Raw genomic sequence first — 20,476 nt, forward strand, 5'->3', positions numbered from 1 at the left:
TCAATCTTGTAATTTGGGCTTGGACCATGCCGGGGTGGCGATTTTCCCCTGAAACGAGTAAGGCCACGCCATGACTGTGCCTCGAGTGCCTTTGGCACGCGGGCGAAATGGCGCGAGGCTTTGACCCGACGCCATATGATGACGACGGGATCTGAAAGGGACAAAAATGACGATAGCGAAGGAAACGGCTGAGCTTCTGGCGAAACTGGGTGTTGCCAGGGAGGCGCTTGCCGGCGGCGACCTGATCGTGAAGAGCCCGGTGACGGGTGAAGAGATCGCGGCGCTGAAAACGATCTCGCCGGCCGATGCGGCCAGGTCGATCGATGCCGCGCACAAGGCGTTCCAGTCCTGGCGGCTGGTGCCGGGGCCCAAGCGCGGCGAACTGGTGCGGCTGCTCGGCGAGGAATTGCGTATCCACAAGGCCGAGCTCGGCCGGCTGGTGTCGATCGAGGTCGGCAAGATCCCGTCCGAGGGGCTCGGCGAAGTGCAGGAGATGATCGACATCTGCGATTTCGCCGTCGGCCTGTCGCGGCAATTGTATGGTCTCACCATCGCCACCGAACGCCCAGGCCATCGCATGATGGAAACCTGGCATCCGCTCGGCGTCGTCGGCGTCATCTCCGCCTTCAACTTCCCGGTCGCGGTGTGGTCGTGGAACGCAGCCCTGGCGCTGGTCTGCGGTGATGCGGTGGTGTGGAAGCCGTCGGAGAAGACGCCGCTGACCGCACTTGCCTGCGAGGCGATCTTTGCGCGCGCCGTCAAGCGTTTCGGCGCCGACGCGCCGCAGGGCCTGCTCCAGGTGCTGATCGGCGATCGCGCCGTCGGCGAAGTCCTGGTCGATCATCCCAAGGTGCCGCTGGTGTCGGCCACCGGCTCGACGCGCATGGGCAGGGAGGTCGGGCCAAGGCTGGCCAAGCGCTTTGCGCGCGCGGTGCTGGAACTCGGCGGCAACAATGCCGGCATCGTGGCGCCCAGCGCCGACCTCGACATGGCGTTGCGAGCGATTGCCTTCGGCGCCATGGGCACGGCCGGACAGCGCTGCACGACGCTGCGGCGCCTGTTCGTGCATGAGAGCGTCTATGACGCGCTGCTGCCGCGGCTGAAGAAGGCCTATCAGAGCGTTTCGGTCGGCAATCCGCTGGAGACCTCCTCGCTGGTCGGGCCGCTGATCGACAAGGCCGCCTACGAGGCCATGCAGAAGTCGTTGAAGGAGGCCACGGCCCATGGCGGCAAGGTGACCGGCGGCACGCGGGTCGAGAACGGTCATCCCGATGCCTATTATGTGCATCCCGCCCTTGTCGAAATGCCGAAGCAGGTCTCGCCGGTGACCGAAGAGACCTTCGCGCCGATCCTCTATGTGATGAAATATTCCGACTTCGACGCCGTGCTCGACGAGCACAATGCGGTGGGTGCGGGCCTGTCGTCGTCGATCTTCACGCGCGACCTGCAGGAATCGGAGCGCTTCCTCGGCGTCGACGGTTCGGACTGCGGCATCGCCAACGTCAACATCGGCACGTCGGGGGCCGAGATCGGCGGTGCCTTCGGCGGCGAAAAGGAAACCGGCGGCGGCCGCGAGAGCGGCTCGGATGCGTGGAGGGCCTATATGCGGCGCGCCACCAACACGGTGAACTACTCCAAGGCGCTGCCACTGGCCCAGGGCGTCTCATTCGACATCGATTGAGACCGCCGGGGGGTGTCCAAGGCTAGTGTCGATTGGGCTCGGCGAGCATCAATCGACACAGGTGGAGGGCGTACATGCCGCACTGACGCTGGACAATCGTTCGCGCTTGTCCAGGGTCGGCTTTTCATAACGTCTTTCATGCAGGTCCCTCTCCAATCATGGCGCCGCGCATAGCGGCGATTGGAGCGCTAGCGGGCATGACGGATTCGTGCATCCCCCGTGCGGCAGACGACGCACGGGTCAGCGGGCTGCCGTCGAACCAAAGGTTTCGGTGAAAGCGGCATCCATGATCGCCAGCTTCACCGCCTGGGCGGCCATGTATTCCCCATAGAAATCGCGCGACACCCACATGACCGACTGGCCCCGTTGGCCGAGCCAGCCGACACTGCCGAGGTCTTCGGCGGCGCGAAGCTTGCGTGCAAGGTGAGTGCGCGACAGTTTCAGCCATTTCGCGAAATCGCCGATCGAGACGACGCCGGTCGGGATCCGATCGAGGCCGGCATGCTCGGGATCGACGCCCGATATCAGCCAGTCCATGACGACGCCGCCATTGTTGAGCCAGGTGAACAGGGAAAAGGTCTGCTTGGGCTCGCGCACCGGGTTGGACGAGAGCAAGCCATCGGCAATCCGTGGCTGCAGCATGGCGAGCGCGTCCGGCCTGGCCAGGAACAGGGCCAGGCGGTTCGCACCGTCGAGACCGTCCAGCGTCTGCAGATGCGCCATCAGCCAGAGGGTGACCGGCTCCAGCGAGGCCGCGGCCGGCTGCATGGGACGGATGCGGCCGTCCTGTGCCGTGGGCACATACTCGATGAAACCGTAGTGCAGCATTTCCTTGACGAAGGCGTCGGCGGTGTTGCGGCTGGCCACCGAATTCTGCCGGATCGCGTCGAGGAAACGGGCTGCCGTCAGTTCCTTACGATAGTCGTCGGGCTCCCGCCTGAAATGCAAGGCGAGACCGATATGGGCCATGAGCCAGCGTTGCTGCGTGGCAAACACCGACGCGAGCCGCGGATTCATCTCATAAGTCTGGTTCATCGCCTGTGCCTGGACGCGGATACAGCGATGCAGTGCCGGATGAGCGGCAATTTCTTCCAACGTCAGCGCCATTCCCCCCGCTGCGATAAGACCCCTTGTCGCGAAGACGCGAGGACACATTTTCAGTCTTCGCGCCTTGTGTCCAGACGCCGGCCGTCAACAGTGAGTGAATGCGCACAGTGGGTACAAATCGCGGGAGTGCTTCATGGCTTCGCGCCGCTGCTCAGCCACCGCCTCGCGATGGCGGAAAACAGGTCTCGAAGGCGGTATCGACAACGGCCAGCTTGGCGGCCTGGACAGTCATGTACTCCTCATAGAACCCGTGCGACACCCACATCACCGAATGGCCGCGCTGGCCAACCCAGCCAATGCTGCCTAATTCCTCGGCGGTGCGCAGTTTGCGGCCGAGATGGGTCCGCGACAGCTTGAGCCATCTGGCGAAGTCGCCGATCGAAACCACGCCGGTCGGGATTCGCTCCAGGCCGGCGTGATCGGGATCGATGCCGGACATCAGCCAGTCCATGACGATGCCGCCATTGTTGAGCCAGATGAACAGGGAAAAGGTCTGGTTGGGTTCACGCACCGGCTTCGAGGCCAGCAGGCCGTCGGCTATCAGGGGCTGCAGCGTGGCAAGCATGTCGGGCCGGTCCAGGAATCTGGCCAACCGGTCGCCGCCATCGATATGGTCAAGCGTGCGCAGATGGGCAATGACCCAGCCGGTGAATCTCTCAATGGTGGCCGCCGTCGGCTGCAGGGGATGCGTGCGACCGTCCCCGCCCGCCACATACTCCGCGATGTTGTAGTGCAGCATCTCCTTGATGAAGGCGTCCGCCGTGTTGCGGCTGGCCACCGCGTTCTTGTGCACGACCTCGATGAAACGCGAGACTGTCAGTTCCTTGCGGCGGTCGTTCGGATCGCGCCTGAAGTGCATGGCAAGGCCGACATGGCCCATAAGCCAGCGCTGCTGCGTGGCAAAGATGGAAGCCAGTCGCGGTGTTTCCTCATAGATTCGGATCAGGGACTGCGACTGTTCCTGAACGTAGCGGTGCAAGGCCGGATGGGCCGCTATGTCTTCCAATTTCAGCGCGGATCTCCTGAAGTTTTGAAACAACTCTGATGGCGAGATTGCGTTCCTCATTTTCCAATCTTCAGTATTTGTGTCCAGACGTACCAATTGCGAAGAACAGCGCCAGCCGAGATATGGATCCACGGCGACAGGTTCACGGTTCGGTCTGCTAACTGATTGCCATGGCTTGGAAAAATCCTCCCAATCACCGTCAGTCGAACGAGCGCCCGTTGGATTGATCTTCGAGCGCGGCAAACTCGAACGATATCACCTATGCCGGTGCGGGCTTCATCGCAAGCAGCCAGTGCAGGGGGCTACAAGCCTATGCACATGGTGCTGGCGGGCCGGTGACGGCCTTCTTCACCGGCCCGCCGGTGGGTGGCAACAGGCCGATGCTGGTCGAGGATGTTCGGCTTGTTGGCTTGGCCTTCGGCCAAGGCCTGGCCGAAACCGCTTCCATTTGCGCAAATTGCCGTGGTCCGGCAGGCTCCTGCCTTGCTCGTTCGCGAGGCTCGATGAAAAAATCCGGCGCCACGGAAACCTGTCCGAGGCGCCGTGCGATGATGATCAGCCCGCGTCAGCCGTTCGGGTAATAGCCGCCATCGGCGCCGTCGCCGATGTAGGTGCCGCCGCCTGAATCGGTCTGCAGTTGCTGATCCAGTCTCTCGATCTGGCCGAGCAAGCTCTGGTATGCGCCGCCACCGGTGGCCGAGCGATGGATGCTGTCGGCCTGCGTCATCAGATCGTGCTCCTGCTCAGGGGTGATCGCCTTTGCATCCATTGCCTCGACAATCCCCTGCTTGACGCCCTGCAACTGATCCAGGACCGCCCGTGACTCGACGGACATGCCGCCAGGTTCGACCCGGTGGCGATGCACCGCGTAAGCACTCGATAGTGGCACTGCCGCCAGGAGCGATGCAATTGCTATGATCTTTGGTGTGAAACCGCGCATGGTTGCGCCTCCCTTCAACGGGAAAAGCGGTAAGGCTATCGCTTTCCGATCGCGGGCAATCTGCTCCCGTCGCGTCGCGATGATCCTGTCATCGCCGGTGGTTCGTGGCCCGCAAAGTCGATATAGGGATGTTCCGGGGCCCGGCATGGCAGAGGAACGGAAAGTTGACAGGTTGTGATCGGCGGGGTGAGCCGGCTCACTCCCCGGCTTGCACAGTTGGTTGCCGGGGATACCGTGCCCGTGAACGCAATTGCCGGCACCAGCGACTGAAGCGGTCGACATAGATGTAGATGACCGGCGTCGTGTAGAGGGTCAGGATCTGGCTCAGGATCAGGCCGCCGACGATGGCGATGCCAAGCGGCTGGCGCAGTTCCGCGCCCTCGCCAAGGCCGATCGCCAATGGCACGGCGCCGAACAATGCCGCCATGGTCGTCATCATGATCGGGCGAAAGCGCAGCAGGCACGCCTGGTAGATGGCGTCATGCGCCGGCTTGCCTTCGTTGCGCTCGGCAGCCAGCGCGAAGTCGATCATCATGATCGCGTTCTTCTTGACGATGCCGATCAGGAGGATGATGCCGATCAGCGCCATGATCGAAAACTCGATGTTGAACAGGGTCAGCGCCAGCAAGGCGCCGACACCGGCCGAAGGCAAGGTCGACAGAATGGTCAGCGGGTGGGCGTAACTCTCGTAGAGAATGCCGAGCACGACATAGACGGCGATCAGCGCGGCGAGGATCAGCAGCGGCTGATCGGACAGCGAGTCCTGGAAGACGCGCGCCGTGCCCTGGAAACTGCCATGGATGGTGGCCGGCATGCCGATGCGGTCGGCAGCGGCGTTGATGGCCGCGACGCCTTCGCTGAGCGCGACGCCGGGCGCCAGATTGAAGGACAGGGTGGTGGCGACGAACAGGCCCTGATGGTTGACCGACAGCGGCGTGCTGCCGGGGCCGTAATGCGCGACGGCCGACAACGGCACCATGGTCTCGGCTCCGGTGCTGACCGCCGATCCGGTCGAGGCCGCCGTCCTGCCGGTGCTGGTGATGGAATTGTTGGCCTGGTTGCGCGCCGCGTCGGCGGCGATCGACTGTGCCGAGGTGGACCGGCCTGATACAGCGAATGTGCCGGCGACCGCATTGCTGGCCTGCGAACCATGCACCGAACCGCCGGAGGTGCTGACATAGACCTTGTTCAGCGCGTCCGGGTTCTGCCAGTATTGCGGCGCCACCTCCATGATGACGTGGTACTGGTTGCGCGCCACGTAGATGGTCGACACCTGGCGCTGGCCGAAGGCGTCGTAGAGCGTGTTGTCGATCTGGCTGGCTGATACGCCGAGGCGCGTCGCCGTATCACGGTCGATGGTGACGTCGGCTTCCAGGCCTTTGTTCTGCTGGTCGGAGTTGACGTCGGTGAGCCTGGGCTCTGTTTGCAGCGCGGCGGCGAGCTTCGGCGCCCACTCCGCCAGCTCGTCGAAACTGTCACCTTGCAATGTGTACTGGTATTGCGCGTTCGACTGGCGCCCGCCGACGCGGATATCCTGCACGGCCTGCAGGAACAGCGTGGCGCCCGGCACATCAGCCAGTTCGCGCCGCAGCCGGCCGATGACCTGGTCGGCGGAGATCTTGCGCTCGGCCAGCGGCTTCAGCGACACGAACATGAAGCCGGAATTGGTCTGGCCGCCGCCGGTGAAGCCGACGGCTGTGTCGACGGCCGGATCCTTGCCGACGATGGCCGCGTACTGGCTGAGTTTCTGCGACATCGACTGGAAAGAGGTTGCCTGGTCGGCCTGGATCGAGCCGGTCAGCCGTCCGGTGTCCTGCTGCGGGAAGAAGCCCTTCGGGATGGTGACATAGAGGTAGCCGTTGAGGCAGAGCGTGGCCGCAAGCACGGCCATGATCAGCAGCGGATTGTCGAGCGCCCAGGACAGCGACCAGCGATAGAAATTCAGCATGCCCTCGAAGATACGTTCGCTGAAGCGGTAGAGCTGGCCGTGTTCGCGTTGCCCTTCGGGGCGCAGCAGGATCGAGCACATCATCGGCGTGGTGGTCAGCGATATTGCGAGCGAGACCAGGATCGCCGCCGACAGCGTTATGGCGAATTCGCGGAACAGCCGGCCAACGATGCCGCCCATCAGCAGGATCGGGATGAAGACGGCGATCAGCGACAGGCTCATCGACAGTACGGTGAAGCCGACTTCCTGGGAGCCCTTGATGGCCGCCTCCATGCGGCCCATGCCGGAAGCGGTGTGGCGGGCGATGTTTTCAAGCACGACGATGGCATCGTCGACGACAAAGCCGGTGGCGACCGTCATCGCCATCAGCGACAGATTGTCGATGCTGAAGCCCATGAGGTACATGGCGCCCAGCGTGCCGACCAGGGACACGGGCACTGCCACGATCGGCACCAGCGCCGAGCGCACGTCGCGCAGGAAGGCGAAGACGACGAGGATCACCAGGCCGATGGCGATCATCAGCGTCCGCGCGACCTCGCTCAGCGAGGCGCGGATGGTGGTCGAGCGGTCGACCGCCAGCGACAGGTCGATGGCCGGCGAGATGGAGGCGCGCAGCGTCGGCAACAGCGCCTTCACCCGGTCCACCGTCGCGATGATGTTGGCGTTGGGCGAGCGGTTGAGGATGATCAGCACGCCCGGCTTGCCGTTGGCGAGACCGGCATTGCGGATGTTCTCGACGGAATCATTGACCTGGCCGACATCGGAGAGCCTGACCGGCGCGCCATTGCGGTAGGCGACGATGAGTGAGCGGTAGGCGTCCGCCTGGTTGGCCTGGTCGTTGGCGTAGATCTGATACCGTTGCTGGCCGACATCGATCGCGCCCTTGGGGCTGTGGGCGTTGGCGGAGGCAAGGGCCGCGCGCACATCCTCCAGCCCGATGCCATAATCGTAGAGTACCTGCGGGTTGAGTTCGACGCGCACGGCCGGCAGCGAGCTGCCGCCCACCGACACCTCGCCGATGCCGTCGACCTGCGAGAGTTTCTGCGCCAGCACGGTGCTTGCGGCATCGAAGAGCTGACCCTTGGACAGGGTGTCCGATGTCATCGACAGGATGAGGATCGGGGCATCGGCGGGATTGACCTTGCGATAGGTCGGGTTGGAGCGCAGGCTGGACGGCAGGTCGGCGCGCGCGGCGTTGATCGCCGCCTGGACGTCACGCGCGGCGCCGTCGATGTCACGGTCCAGCCCGAACTGCAAGGTGATGCGGGCGCTGCCGACGCTGCTCGACGAGGTCATTTCATTGACGTCGGCGATTTCGCCGAGATGCCGCTCGAGCGGGCTGGCGACGGTGTTGGCCACCACCTGGGGACTGGCCCCCGGCAGCGAGGCCGATACCGAGATGACGGGGTAGTCGACCGCCGGCAGCGGTGCCACCGGCAATTGCGGAAACGCCACCAGTCCGGCCGCCAGCAGGCCGAAGGTCAGCAGCGTCGTTGCCACCGGCCGCCGGATGAAGGGAACCGACAGGTTCATGGCCTGGCGTCCATGCCCTGGATGCGGGGACGATCGGGGGCACCGGGAAGGTTGGGTTCGATGCCTCGCAGGCGGGCGGCGAGGCGGTCGAACCAGAGATAGATCACCGGCGTGGTGAACAGGGTCAGCAACTGGCTGAGCAGCAGGCCGCCGACAATGGAGACGCCCAGGGGATGGCGCAGTTCCGAGCCGACGCCGGTACCCAGCATCAGCGGCAAGGCGCCCAGCATTGCCGCCAGCGTCGTCATCAGGATCGGGCGGAAGCGCAGCAGGCAGGCCTGGTAGATGGCCTCGCGCGGCGTCTTGCCCTCATGGCGCTGCGCGTCGAGCGCGAAGTCGATCATCATGATGGCGTTCTTCTTGACCACGCCGATCAACAGGATGATGCCGATGATCGAGATGATGGTCAGGTCCTGGCCGGCGATCATCAGCGCCAGCAGCGCGCCGATGCCGGCCGAAGGCAGCGTCGACAGGATGGTGATGGGGTGGATGAAGCTCTCATAGAGCACGCCGAGCACGATGTAGACGGTCACCACCGCCGCCAGGATCAGGAACAGCGTGTTGTCGAGCGAAGCCTGGAAGGCTCGGGCGGCGCCCTGGAAGCTGGTGATGATGCTGAGCGGCATGCCGATGTCGGCCTGCGCCTGCTGGATCGCGGTGACCGCCTCGCCGAGCGACGCGCCCGGCGCCAGGTTGAACGAGACGGTGGTGGCCGGGAATTGCCCCATATGGGTGATCTGCAGCGGCGAGGTGGCGATATGGGTGGTCGCCACCACCGACAGTGGCACCGGCGCGCCACCCGTTGACGAAGGCAGGTAGACGGAGGACAGCGCCTTCAGCGAGTCCTGTTCGGACGGGGCGGCCTCGAGAATGACGCGGTACTGGCTTGACGTGGTGTAGATGGTCGAGACCATGCGCTGGCCGAAAGCGTCGTAAAGCGCATTGTCGACGGTCGCCGGCGTGATGCCGAAGCGGGCGGCCTGGTCGCGGTCGATGTCGACAAAGACGGCAAAGCCGCTGTTCGACAGGTCGCTGGCGACATCGGCGAGCTGCGGCAGCGTGTTCAGCCTGGCGAGCAGCTTCGGCGTCCATTCGCCCAATTCGTCGGCATTGGCGTCCTGGAGCACGAATTGATACTGGGTGCGGCTGACCTGGCCGTCGATGGTCAAATCCTGGACCGGCTGCATGTAGAGGGTGACGCCAGCCACCGAAGCGGCTTCCTGTTTCAGGCGCGCGATGACGGCGGTGATATCGGCGGTGCGCTCCTCATGCGGCTTGAGGTTGATCAGGATGCGGCCGACATTGAGCGTGGTGTTGGTGCCGTCGACGCCGATGAAGGACGACAGGCTGTCGACATCGGGATCCCTAAGGATGATGGCAGCCAGCTGCTGCTGGCGCTGCGCCATGGCGGCATAGGAGATCGACTGCGGCGCCTCTGATATGGCCTGGATGACGCCGGTGTCCTGCACCGGGAAGAACCCCTTGGGGATGACCACGTAGAGCACCGCCGTCAGCACCAGGGTCGCCGCCGCCACCACGAGCATCAATGTCTGCCGGTCGAGCACCCAGGTCAGTGCCCGGCCGTAGCCGCGGATCACCCAGTCGAAGAAATCGTGGCTGGCGCGCTGCAGGGCGTTCTCATGCACCGCCGACAAGGGCTTCAGCAGTTTGGCGCAGGCCATCGGCACCAGGGTCAGCGATACCACGGCCGAGATCAGGATGGTGGTGGCGAGCGTGATGGAGAATTCGCGGAACAGCCGGCCGACGACATCGCCCATGAACAGAAGCGGGATCAGCACCGCGATCAGCGAGACGGTCAGCGAGATGATGGTGAAGCCGATCTGCTGCGACCCTTTCAGCGCCGCCTGCAGCGGAGTCGCGCCTTCCTCGACATAGCGCGCGACGTTCTCGATGACGACGATGGCGTCGTCGACGACGAAGCCGGTGGCGATGGTCAGCGCCATCAGCGACAGATTGTCGAGGCTGAAGCCGAACAGATACATGACGCCCAGCGTGCCGACCAGCGACAGGGGAACCGAGAGGCTGGGGATCAGCGTGGCGCGCGCGCTGCGCAGGAAGACGAAGATGACCAGCACGACCAGGATGATCGACAGCGTCAGCTCGTATTCGACGTCGCGCACGGAGGCGCGGATGGTCGTGGTGCGGTCGGTCAGCACCTTTACGTCGATGGCGTTCGGCAGCGAGGCCTGGAGCTGCGGCAGCAGCGCCTTGATGCGGTCGACCACGTCGATGACGTTGGCTCCCGGCTGGCGCTGGATGTTGAGGATGATCGCCGGCGTGCTGTTCATCCAGGCCGCCAGCCGGTTGTTCTCGGTGGCGTCGACCACATCGGCCACATCGCTCAGCCGCACCGGGGCGCCGTCCTTGTAGGCGACGATCAGCGAACGGTATTCGTCGGCGCTCTTCAGCTGGTCGTTGGCGTTGATCGTATAGGCGCGCGACGGTCCGTCGAAATTGCCCTTGGGCGTGTTGACGTTGGCGCTGCCCAAGGTGGTGCGCAGGTCGTCGAGGTTGAGGCCATAGGCCGCGAGCTTGCGCGGGTCGGCCTGGACGCGCACGGCGGGGCGCTGGCCGCCACTGAGGCTGACCAGCCCGACCCCCGGCAGCTGCGATATCTTCTGCGCCAGCCGGGTGTCGGCAAGCTGCTGCACGTCGCGCAGCGGCATCGTGGCCGAGGTCAGGCCCAGCGTCAGCACTGGCGCGTCCGCCGGATTGACCTTGGCATAGATCGGTGGCGCCGGCAGGTCGGCCGGCAAGAGATTGCCGGCGGCGTTGATGGCGGCCTGCACCTCCTGTTCGGCGACATCGAGCGAGATCGCCAGGCTGAACTGCAGCGTGATGACCGAGGAGCCGGCCGAGCTTACCGAGTTCATCTGGTTGAGGTTGGCGATCTGGCCGAGCTGGACCTCCAGGGGTGCTGTGACCGATGACGTCATGACGTCGGGGCTGGCGCCGGGATAGAAGGTCTGCACCTGGATGGTCGGATAGTCGACCTCGGGCAGGGCCGAGACGGGCAGATAACGATAGGCGAGCAGGCCGGACAGCATGATGGCGACCATGAACAGCGACGTCGCCACCGGCCGCAGGATGAAGGCTCGAGACGGGCTCATTGCTGCTGCCCGGACTCCGCGTGACGGTGCTTGCGTCCCTGGCCCTTGTGCCTGCCCGTGTCGTCCGGCTTCGGCGTATCGGACGTGGGTTGGTCGGGTGTCGGCGCCTGCGCCTGGGGCGCTGTACCGGCGGGCAAGGCAGCGGATGCCTGCGGAGGTGTCTGTGCTGGCGCCTGTGTTGAGGGCTGTGCCGGGGCTGGCGCCTGGCCGTCCTGTCCGAGGTTGATATGGGCGCCGTCGCGGAGTTTGTCGGCGCCGTCGACGACGACACGCTCGCCGGGGTTCAGGCCGGCGAGTATCTCGACATGCTCGCCATTGGTGACGCCGAGCGTGACCTTGCGCACGGAAACCGTGCTGTCGGGATTGACCAGGTAGACGAAGGTGCCGGGCAGGCCGCGCTGGATCGCCGATACCGGGGCGATCGCCACGTCCTTGTGCTCGTCGACGAGAAGCGCGACGTTGACGAACTGGTTCGGATAGAGGACACGCGCCTCATTGGCGAAGCCCGCCCTCAGCTTGATGGTGCCGGTGCTTGGGTCGATCTGGCTGTCGAAGGTCTCGAGCTGGCCGTCGGCAAGCTTCTTGGCTCCGGCGCGGTCGAAGGCGGTGGCGGGCAGCGTGGCCCCCTGCTGCATGCGCTGCGCGATTGCGGGCAATTCATCCTCGGGCACGGTGAACAGCACGCTGATCGGCTGGACCTGCGTGATGACGACGATGCCGTTGGCATCGCTGGGGGTTACGTAGTTGCCCTGATCAACCTGGCGCAGGCCGGCCCGTCCGTCGACCGGAGCCAGGATGCGGCAATAATCGAGATTGAGGGTGGCGGTCTGTATCATCGCCTGGTCGACCTGGATGGAACCCTGATCCTGCGCGACAAGGGCGACCTGCGCGTCGAGGGTCTGGGGTGTCGCCGTCCCCTGGGCCACCAGCTTCTGGTCGCGAACGAGGTCGAGCTGGGCATCCCTGAGCATGGCCTGGTCGCGTACCAGCTGGCCCTGGGCCTGGGCGAGCGCCGCCTGGTAGGGGCGGGGATCGATCTGCGCCAGCAGGTCGCCCTTCTTGACGTCCTGGCCCTCCTTGAAATTCACCTGGACGAGCGGACCGGTGACCTGCGGCTTGACCGTGACGGTGGAGAGCGAGGTCACCGTGCCGAGGGCATTGAGGGTGACGTCTATCGTGCCCTTTTCGATGGCGGCGGCGCCGATCGTCGTCGGCTGCGCGCCGCGTCTGCCGCCGGGCTGCCTGGCCTCGACATGCGGCCGCTGATAGAGATAAGCCCCCGTGGCGGCAACGATCGCAATGAAGATCAGCCAGGGGATCCAGCCGCGCGAACGGCGTTGCGCGACGGTCGTCTGCAGGGGCATTTCCAATTGCTGGTCCATGGCGGCGTCTTTCACCCCCGTGAACCAATATGGCCGAAACCGGCCCAAGTCGAATTAACACTTGGACAGGTTCGAACGGCTCTGCGGCCGTTCGCTTCGGTCGCGCCATCGCGCCCTGGTGGGCGCCTTCTACATGCGCATCAACAGGCCGCCATCGACGGCAAGCTCGATGCCGGTGATGTAGCTCGCCGCGTCGGAGAGGAGGAACAGCGCGGCGTTGGCCATGTCCTGCGGCGTGCCGATGCGACCGAGCGGTGCGTAGCTCGCCACGGCCGAGCGCTTTTCCTCGGTGTCCCAGCGCGCCTGCAGTGGCGTCAACGCCATGCCGGGGCAGATGGCGTTGGAGCGGATGCGCTCGCCGGCGAGTTGCATGGCGAGTGATTTGGAGAGCGCGCACACACCTGCCTTCGAGGCCTGGTAGGCGTCCTGTGGATTGGCGTCGCCGCGATACCACTGGATGGTCGAGAAATGCACCATGGCGCCGCCGCGCCCGCCCGAGCGCATATGCGGAACGACCGAGCGTGCGGTGTGGACGAAGGACTTCAGATTGATGTTGAAAACCTCGTCCCAGACGTCGAGGTCCATCTCCAAGGCCGATTTGTCGCGGCCAAACCACAGCACGCCCGCGACATTGGCGAGATAGTCGATGCCGCCGCGTTCGCGGCCCGCCGTATCGACGACTTGTTCGACGAAGGCGGCGTCGGTCAGATCGCCCTGCGCGAAGGTGAGCTTGTCGTCATAGGCGGCCAGCGACGCCGGACGGGCCTTGACGTCGATGGCGGTGACGGAGGCGCCGGCATCGAGCAGGGCCAGCGTGATCGCCTCGCCCATGCCGCCGCCCGCGCCGGCGACCACCGCATGCCTGCCGGTGAAATCGTAAGCGATCATCTCAACTCCCTCATGTGCTGCCGCCAATGCGCGATGTCGGGACAATAGGGGCGGATAAAAATTCCATCAAGCGGTATTAGAAAAAATTTGCCAAAATGGAAAATCGCGATATCGTGCCCCGAATGACCTCTCATCTCAGATGGATTTCACGACCATGAACCTGCATTCCGGCGCGCGGACCTTTTCCGTGACTTCTCCCGTCGACGGCTCGACCTACACGACGCGCGCCTATGCGGACGGGGCGGCCATCGAGACCGCGCTGAGCCGGGCACGTGCCGCGCTGCCGTCGTGGCGGCGCACGCCGCTGGCAGAGCGGCTGGCGATCCTGCTGCGCTTCGGCGAGGAGATGAAAGCGCGGGCAACGCCGCTCGCTGAAATGGTGGCGTGGCAGATCGGCCGGCCGCTGTGGCAGGCCGACGAGACGCCGCGCCTGGCGTTGGTTGGCGAACTGCTGGCCGGCGTCGCACCGGAAACGCTGGCCGATGTGCCGTATCCTTCGGATGAAAACATCCGCCGCTATGCCAAGCCCGTGGCAGGTGGCCTGCATCTGTCGATCTGCGCCTGGAACTACCCGACCGCCATGCTCGGCTATCTCGTGACGTCGCCGCTCGCGGCGGGCAATGTCGTGATCTTCAAGCACTCACCGCAAACGCCGCTGATCGCCGAACTGGCCGAGGAAGCCTTCCGTGCCGCCGGCGGTCCCGAGGGCGTGTTCCAGAGCCTGCATCTCGACCATGCCGATGCCGAGAAGCTGATCGCGTCGGGTGCCTTCAACGCGGTGAATTTCATCGGCTCGGTCAATGGCGGAAGGCGTGTCCATGCCGCCGCCGCCGGCACCTTCACACAGGTGCATCTCGAACTCGGCGGCAAGGACCCGACCTATGTCAGGGCCGATGCCGACATCGAGGCGACGATCCCGCAGATCGCGGAGGGCACCTACTCCAATGCCGGCCAGTCCTGCTGCTCGGTCGAGCGCATCTATGTCGACAAGGCAATCCATGACCGCTTCGTCGAAGCCCTGGTCGCCGAGACCGCCAAATGGACCATTGGCCATCCCTTCGACGAGAAGCCGATGATCGGCCCTGTGGTGCGGGCGAGTGCGGCCGACACCATTCGCGCTCTTACCGAAAGCGCGGTGCGGGCAGGGGCTAGGCGCCTGATGCAGCAGGATGGCGCGCTCAAGGCCTCCGGCCTCGGCGCCGCCTATGTCGCGCCGGAGGTGCTGGTCGGGGTCGATCACACCATGCAGATCATGCGCGACGAGCTGTTCGGGCCGGTAGCCTGCATCCAGTCGGTCGGCAGCGATGATGAGGCTATCCGCCTGATGAACGACAGCGATTTCGGGCTGAGCGCCTCGATCTGGACCAGGGATATCGAGCGCGGCGTGGCGCTGCTTGACGAAGTCGAGGCCGGCACGGTCTATCTCAACCGCTGCGATCACGCCGACCTGCATCTGCCCTGGGGCGGCATCAAGAACTCCGGCCTTGGCCGCACCAATGGCCGCGCCGGACTGGCGGAGGCGACAGCGGCGAAGGCTTACCATGTCCGCTCCGTCATCGGTTGATCCGGAGCCTGGTGCGATGAACGTCGCGGGCCTTGCAGGGCTTGACGATGCGGCCATCGCCGCGCTGGCCGCGGCCGGCGTCGAGCGGCTGCACATCGATGCCGCCAGCCCCTACCTGCTGATCGCCGAGCACGCCGGCGATGTCGTGCCCTCGCCCTGGCATGACCTTGGCCTGCCAGGGCCCTATCTCGGCACGCATTTCGCGGTCGACATCGGCATCGACGCCTTGACCCGCAGGCTGTCGCGCACGTTACGGGCGCCGGCCGTTCTCGCGCACTACTCGCGGCTGTTCCTGGACTACAACAGGCCGGCCGACGAGTGGGACTTCATGCGTCCGGATCTCGGCGGCATCCCGGTGCCCGGCAATGTCGCGCCGGATGCCACCGATGTCAGGCTGCGCAAGTCCATCGCCTGGGCGCCGGTCGAACAGGCAATCGTCGAGGCCGCAGCCGGCCGGCAGGCGCTGGTCTCGGTGCATTCCTTCACCCCGGTGATGGGCGGTGTCAGGCGCAATGTCGACATCGGCGTCTTGTGGCGGGAGCCGTCTGCCTTCGTCACCTCGGTGCTGAAGATGCTTGGCGCGCACGGTGCGGAAGCGGGCTTGAGGATCGGCGACAACGAACCCTATGACTGGCGCCAGGCGATCGGCTACACGTTGAACCGGCACGGACTGGAGCAGGGCAGGCCTTGCCTCTACCTCGAGGTCCGCAACGACCTGCTTTCCGATCCGGAAACATTCGAGCTTGTCAGCCGCACGCTCGAAACCGTCTTTGCAACTGTTGCGATGTCGCTATGGCCGAAACCAGCCGTAGCCGTCTAAAGCGGTTCGCCGAACGGCGACCCGCTTTATCTCCTTGTTTTGACGCAATTCCGAACGGAAAACCGCCGCACACTTTTCCTGGAATTGCTCTAGAGGCTGGACGCCCCAAGGCGGCCCCGCTAGAGCTTGTCGAATTGGAAACACGACAGCCAAGGGCGTGGGCGATGCAGGGCAATGTGGGCAGCAAGATCCGCGACGCGCGCAAGGAGCAGAATATCACGCTGCGAGATCTCAGCGAACGCTCCGGCCTGTCTGTGTCGCAACTGTCCAAACTCGAGAACGGCAAGGCGCGGCTGACGGTCGATGTCGCGCTGATGATCGCCGGCGTGCTGCATGTGCCGGTGGCTTCCTTCCTGTTCAGCCCCAAGCCCGGCATGCAGGCACGCCGTTCCATCACGCGCGCCGGCAGCGGCATCCTGCACCAGGGCAATGCCATGGAATTCGAGGTCCTGTGCAGCGATTTCCGCGACAAGACCAACATTTTCTGGCGCGTCACGCTGCGCGCGAAGAGTTTCGAGGAGAATGGCGGCTGGCGCAGCCATTCGGGCGAAGAGTTCATCCACGTGCTGAGCGGCAGCCTGGAACTGCACACGATCCACTATGATCCGACGGTGCTGCTGCCGGGCGACAGCATCCTGTTTGACGGCGAAATGCAGCACGCCTATATCGCGCTTGGCGACGAGCCCGTCGTCATGCTCATGTCGAACACCGTGCCGCGCGACGGGCTTCCCGCCGGCGCGGGGATTTGAGCCCAAGCTGACCGCACAGCTCCTCATCTCAAGAATATTTTCTAAAATGGAAAAAAATGCTTGTTATGGAAAAGTCGGAGGTCTAGCATCCATTTGACCGGCCGACAGGAGAAATAGCCATCGACCGGGATGGGAGATGTGACCGATGCTGTCGGTTGAGGCAGTCAGCAAGACCTTTGGCGGCGTGCAGGCATTGCGCAATGCGTCGCTGTCCTGTGAGGCCGGCGAAATCCTCGGCCTGATCGGCCCCAATGGCGCGGGGAAATCCACGCTGGTCAATGCCATCTCCGGCGTGCTCAAGCCCGATACCGGGAGTGTCCGGCTGGGAGGCCAGGAGATCACCGGCCATGGTCCCGAGCATTGCGCTCGCGCCGGGGTCGCGCGCACTTTTCAGACCATCCGCCTGTTCAAGGATCTGACCGTCCGGCAGAATGTCGAGGTCGCCCATATCACCTGCCAGGCGGTTCGCCCGGATGCGGCGGCGCGCATCGGCATCGACCAGCTGCTCGCCCAGTATCAGCTCGATGGTTTTGCCGACGTCCCGGCCGGCACGCTGTCCTACGGCAGCCAGCGCCGGCTCGAAATCGCCAGAGCGCTGGCGCTGGGCCCATCGCTGCTTTTGCTCGACGAGCCGGCCGCGGGCCTCAACGAAGGCGAGTCCGAGACGCTTGCCGTGGCGATCGAAGGCATTCGCAGCGATGTCGGCTGCGCCACCATCGTCATCGACCACGATCTGCGCTTCATCAACCGGCTCTGCGACCGGCTCTGCGTCATGGACCAGGGCCAGGTGATCGCCTCCGGACAGACCGAAGAGGTGTGGCGCGATCCGCGCGTCATCGAGGTTTATGTCGGGCAGTCCGCCACATCGTGACGGCGCCCGGGCCAGCAACAACAAGGGAGAAGGAGGGGTTCAAATGGAGAAGATGATCTTGGGAGCCGCGGTCGTCGCGGCGGGGCTTTTGCAGGTGGCGCATGCTGAGGCCGCCGACCTGAAGATCGGGCTCGCCGTGGCGATGACCGGCACCTATGCACCTTACAGCGAAGCCGAGGGCGCGCGCTGCATGGCCGACAAGCTGAACAAGGCGGCTGCAGCAGGCGATCCCAAGGTCGAGCTGATGATCGAGGACAATCGCTCCGACCCGCAGCTCTCGGTGTCGCTCGGCCAGAAATTCCTCGATGCGGGCGCGCAGATCATCACCGGCGTGCCGTTCCCCGACGCGCTGATCCCGACCGCTCAGATCGCGGCACCCTACGGCGCCACCGTGTTTTCGGCGCCGAACACGCAGCTTGAAATGCAGCAGGCAGGGCTCGACAATTTCATCGCCGGCGCGGTGCCCGATCCGATCAACGCGGCGGCCACAGCCAACGCGCTTTACGGCAAGGGCGCGCGCAGCGTGGCATTGATGGTCTCGCCCGATGCCGGATCCTATTCGGAAAAGCTGCCGGAATGGTTCGGCGAGGTGTTCGAGCATCTCGGCGGCAAGGTCGTCGGCAAGTTCAACTATTCCTGGGGTACCACCGACTGGTCGCCGCAGATCGCCAGCATCAAGGCGCTGCCGCAGAAGCCGGACGCCATCCATATTTGCGGCGTGCTGCCCGACGTCGGCATCTTCATCCGCCAGCTGCGCGCCAATGGTTATGACGGCTGGGTCGCCGGCTGCGATGCCTTCGACGACAAGTCCCTGGAAGGCACCGTCGGTGATCCGGCGTCGCTGGAGAAGGTGATGTTCGCCACCCATGGCGCGACCGGCATCGACAGCCCGATCGACAAGTTCCTCGCCCAGTGCAAGGCCGATGGCTACAAGATCAACGGCATCTTCGACGCGCTCGGCGCCGACATGGTGCAGATCAGCTACGAGGCGGCCAAGAAATCCGGCACCGTCGAACCCGCTGCCTTGCGTGAGGCGATCCGCGCACCGGGCGGCTATCCCGGCACCACCGCGCCCACCATCTCCTTCGCCGAGAAGAAGGGTTATCCGGTGAAAGCCGTGCCGGTGATGGGCTTCTCCAACGGCAAGCGGGTGCTGATCACCGACACGCCGCCGACCTTCGTGCCGGCGCTGAACTGACGGGCAGCAGGCGATGATGATGATGAGAGCCTGGCAGGCCCAGTCGTGCTGAGCGTCGACAATCTGGTCGTCCGCTACGGCGCGGTGAGCGCGGTGCGCGACCTCAGCCTGAAGGTCGGGCGGGGCGAACTTGTCGCCTTGCTCGGTCCCAACGGCGCCGGCAAGAGTTCGACCATCAACGCGCTGACCGGCCTGGTCACGCCGGCCTCCGGTCGCATCGTGCTTGACGGCCAGGACATCTCGCGTGTCCGCACCGAGGATCGTATCCGCGCCGGCCTGACTTCGACGCCGGAGGGCCGGCACATCTTCGCCAATCTGACCGTGGGCGAAAACCTGCGGCTGGGTGCAGCGACACGACGCGATCCCAAGGGCGTGCGCGGCGATATCGAGCGCTTCCTGGCGCTGTTTCCAGTGCTGTCCGAGCGCTACGGCCAAGCGGCCGGTACGCTTTCGGGCGGCGAGCAGCAGATGCTCGCCATCGCCCGCTCTCTGATGTCGCGGCCGAAGCTCTTGCTGCTCGACGAGCCGTCGCTCGGGCTGGCGCCGAAGATCGTCGTGCAGATCTTCGATTTCATCGGCGAACTCAAGCGGGAAGGGCTGACGCTGCTGGTGGTCGAGCAGAACGCCAAGCAGGCGCTGCGCTTCGCCGACCGCGTCTATGTCGTCAGCGCCGGGACGCTTCGCTACGACGGGCCGCCGGCCGAGCTTGCCGACGAACATGGCCTCTTCAACCTCTATATTGGCGGGTAGGCGGCGACATGGACTATGCCCTGCAGCAGCTTCTCAACGCGCTGGCCTTCGGCGCGGAATATTCACTGGTCGCGCTCGGCCTGGCGGTGGTGTTCTCCATCATGGGCCTGGTCAATTTCGCGCATGGCGAAATCATCGGCGTCTCTGCCTACAGCGTGTTCCTGGCGGCCGCCCTTGGCCTGACCTCGCCATTCGTGGCCGTGCTGCTTGCCGTCGCCGCCGCCGCCCTTGCGGCGGTCGCCTTCGAACGCGTCGCGTTCCGGCCGGTGCGCTACGCGCCGACGACGACAGGACTGCTCACCGCCTTCGGCGTCTCGATCGTCGTGCAGAACCTGTTCATGCTGCTGATCTCGCCCAAGCCGCAGTCGGTCTCGATCCTCAACGGGCTGAACCAGATGTGGTTCTTCGGCCCGTTCGCGGTGTCGTCGCTGCAGGTGATGGAACTCATCGTTTCCGGCCTGACCATTCTGGCGCTGGTGCTCTTCCTCAACCGCTCGACGCTTGGCCTGGCGATCCGCGCGGCATCGCGCGATTTCGCCACGGTGCGGCTGATGGGCATCAAGGCCAACCGGGTGATCGCCACCGCCTTCGCCATTTCGGGCGCACTGGCCGGCATCGCGGCCGTGTTCATCATCGCGCGGCGCGGCAGCGTCTCGCCCGATCTTGGTTTCGGCCTGGTGTTGAAGGCCTTCGTCGCCTGCGTCATCGGCGGCTTCGGCTCGCTGGCGGGGGCGGCGGCCGGCGGCATGCTGCTCGGCTTCATCGAAGTCGGGCTGCTGGTTGCCTTGCCGCAGGAATATGGGGGCTTCAAGGATGCGCTCACCTACGTGATCATCGTCGCGCTGCTGGTCTACCGGCCGGAAGGCCTGCTCGGCCAGCGGGTCGAACTTGGCGACAAGGAGATCTAG

Annotated in this window: 15 protein-coding genes; 8 read left to right on the top strand and 7 right to left on the bottom strand. The window is 64.9% G+C overall.

Going from position 1 to position 20,476, the window contains the following annotated elements; all coding sequences use genetic code 11:
- The first annotated feature begins 166 nt into the window (after positions 1–166).
- A complete protein-coding gene (gene amaB, locus AC07UC_RS11555) occupies positions 167–1,681 on the top strand; it encodes an L-piperidine-6-carboxylate dehydrogenase (protein ID WP_202326053.1) in 1,515 nt (504 codons plus the stop codon).
- Between the two features lie 240 nt (positions 1,682–1,921).
- On the opposite strand, the gene AC07UC_RS11560 is transcribed toward amaB, so the two are convergent.
- The 7 genes from AC07UC_RS11560 to AC07UC_RS11590 all read right to left on the bottom strand — a co-directional run bounded on the left by AC07UC_RS11560 (position 1,922) and on the right by AC07UC_RS11590 (position 13,616).
- On the bottom strand, positions 1,922–2,788 hold the full coding sequence (locus AC07UC_RS11560) for a hypothetical protein (protein ID WP_140771655.1): 867 nt from the start codon (positions 2,786–2,788) through the stop codon (positions 1,922–1,924).
- A 151-nt stretch (positions 2,789–2,939) separates the two neighbouring features.
- Entirely contained in the window at positions 2,940–3,854 is a 915-nt protein-coding gene (locus tag AC07UC_RS11565) for a hypothetical protein (protein ID WP_494905764.1), read from the bottom strand.
- Positions 3,855–4,359: 505 nt separating this feature from the next.
- On the bottom strand, positions 4,360–4,734 hold the full coding sequence (locus AC07UC_RS11570) for a hypothetical protein (RefSeq protein WP_140771651.1): 375 nt from the start codon (positions 4,732–4,734) through the stop codon (positions 4,360–4,362).
- Between the two features lie 196 nt (positions 4,735–4,930).
- Positions 4,931–8,215, bottom strand: coding sequence for an efflux RND transporter permease subunit (locus tag AC07UC_RS11575; RefSeq protein WP_494905766.1), 3,285 nt, complete (start codon positions 8,213–8,215; stop codon positions 4,931–4,933).
- Positions 8,212–11,346 (bottom strand): MdtB/MuxB family multidrug efflux RND transporter permease subunit, encoded by a 3,135-nt coding sequence (locus AC07UC_RS11580; RefSeq protein ID WP_494905768.1) that lies wholly within the window; start codon positions 11,344–11,346, stop codon positions 8,212–8,214. Before AC07UC_RS11580 ends, AC07UC_RS11575 begins: the two co-directional genes overlap by 4 nt.
- Positions 11,343–12,728 carry an efflux RND transporter periplasmic adaptor subunit gene (locus tag AC07UC_RS11585; RefSeq protein WP_494905769.1) on the bottom strand — a complete coding sequence of 462 codons (1,386 nt, stop codon included), beginning with the start codon at positions 12,726–12,728 and terminating at the stop codon, positions 11,343–11,345. The genes AC07UC_RS11580 and AC07UC_RS11585 overlap by 4 nt, the downstream gene beginning before the upstream one ends.
- Before the next feature lie 129 nt (positions 12,729–12,857).
- Positions 12,858–13,616, bottom strand: a complete 759-nt coding sequence (locus AC07UC_RS11590; protein ID WP_494905771.1) for an SDR family NAD(P)-dependent oxidoreductase — start codon at positions 13,614–13,616, stop codon at positions 12,858–12,860.
- 154 nt (positions 13,617–13,770) lie between these two features.
- On the opposite strand from AC07UC_RS11590, the gene AC07UC_RS11595 reads away from it, so the two are divergent.
- The 7 genes from AC07UC_RS11595 (at position 13,771) to AC07UC_RS11625 (ending at position 20,476) form a co-directional block, all read left to right on the top strand.
- The gene (locus AC07UC_RS11595) at positions 13,771–15,180 is read left to right on the top strand and encodes an aldehyde dehydrogenase family protein (RefSeq protein ID WP_494905773.1); all 1,410 of its coding nucleotides are present in this window, start codon (positions 13,771–13,773) and stop codon (positions 15,178–15,180) included.
- Positions 15,181–15,196: 16 nt separating this feature from the next.
- Complete coding sequence (locus AC07UC_RS11600) at positions 15,197–16,000, top strand: N-formylglutamate amidohydrolase (protein ID WP_494905775.1); 804 nt, start codon at positions 15,197–15,199, stop codon at positions 15,998–16,000.
- A 164-nt stretch (positions 16,001–16,164) separates the two neighbouring features.
- Complete coding sequence (locus tag AC07UC_RS11605) at positions 16,165–16,749, top strand: helix-turn-helix domain-containing protein (protein WP_056578162.1); 585 nt, start codon at positions 16,165–16,167, stop codon at positions 16,747–16,749.
- Between the two features lie 145 nt (positions 16,750–16,894).
- Entirely contained in the window at positions 16,895–17,620 is a 726-nt protein-coding gene (locus tag AC07UC_RS11610) for an ABC transporter ATP-binding protein (RefSeq protein WP_140771639.1), read from the top strand.
- 43 nt (positions 17,621–17,663) lie between these two features.
- Positions 17,664–18,818: an ABC transporter substrate-binding protein gene (locus tag AC07UC_RS11615; protein ID WP_181179788.1), complete on the top strand. Its 1,155-nt coding sequence runs from the start codon at positions 17,664–17,666 to the stop codon at positions 18,816–18,818.
- Positions 18,819–18,863: 45 nt separating this feature from the next.
- A complete protein-coding gene (locus AC07UC_RS11620; protein WP_056578155.1) occupies positions 18,864–19,568 on the top strand; it encodes an ABC transporter ATP-binding protein in 705 nt (234 codons plus the stop codon).
- Positions 19,569–19,576: 8 nt separating this feature from the next.
- Positions 19,577–20,476 (top strand): branched-chain amino acid ABC transporter permease, encoded by a 900-nt coding sequence (locus AC07UC_RS11625; protein WP_202326063.1) that lies wholly within the window; start codon positions 19,577–19,579, stop codon positions 20,474–20,476.

The organism is Mesorhizobium sp. GW821-FHT04C10 (assembly GCF_059420305.1).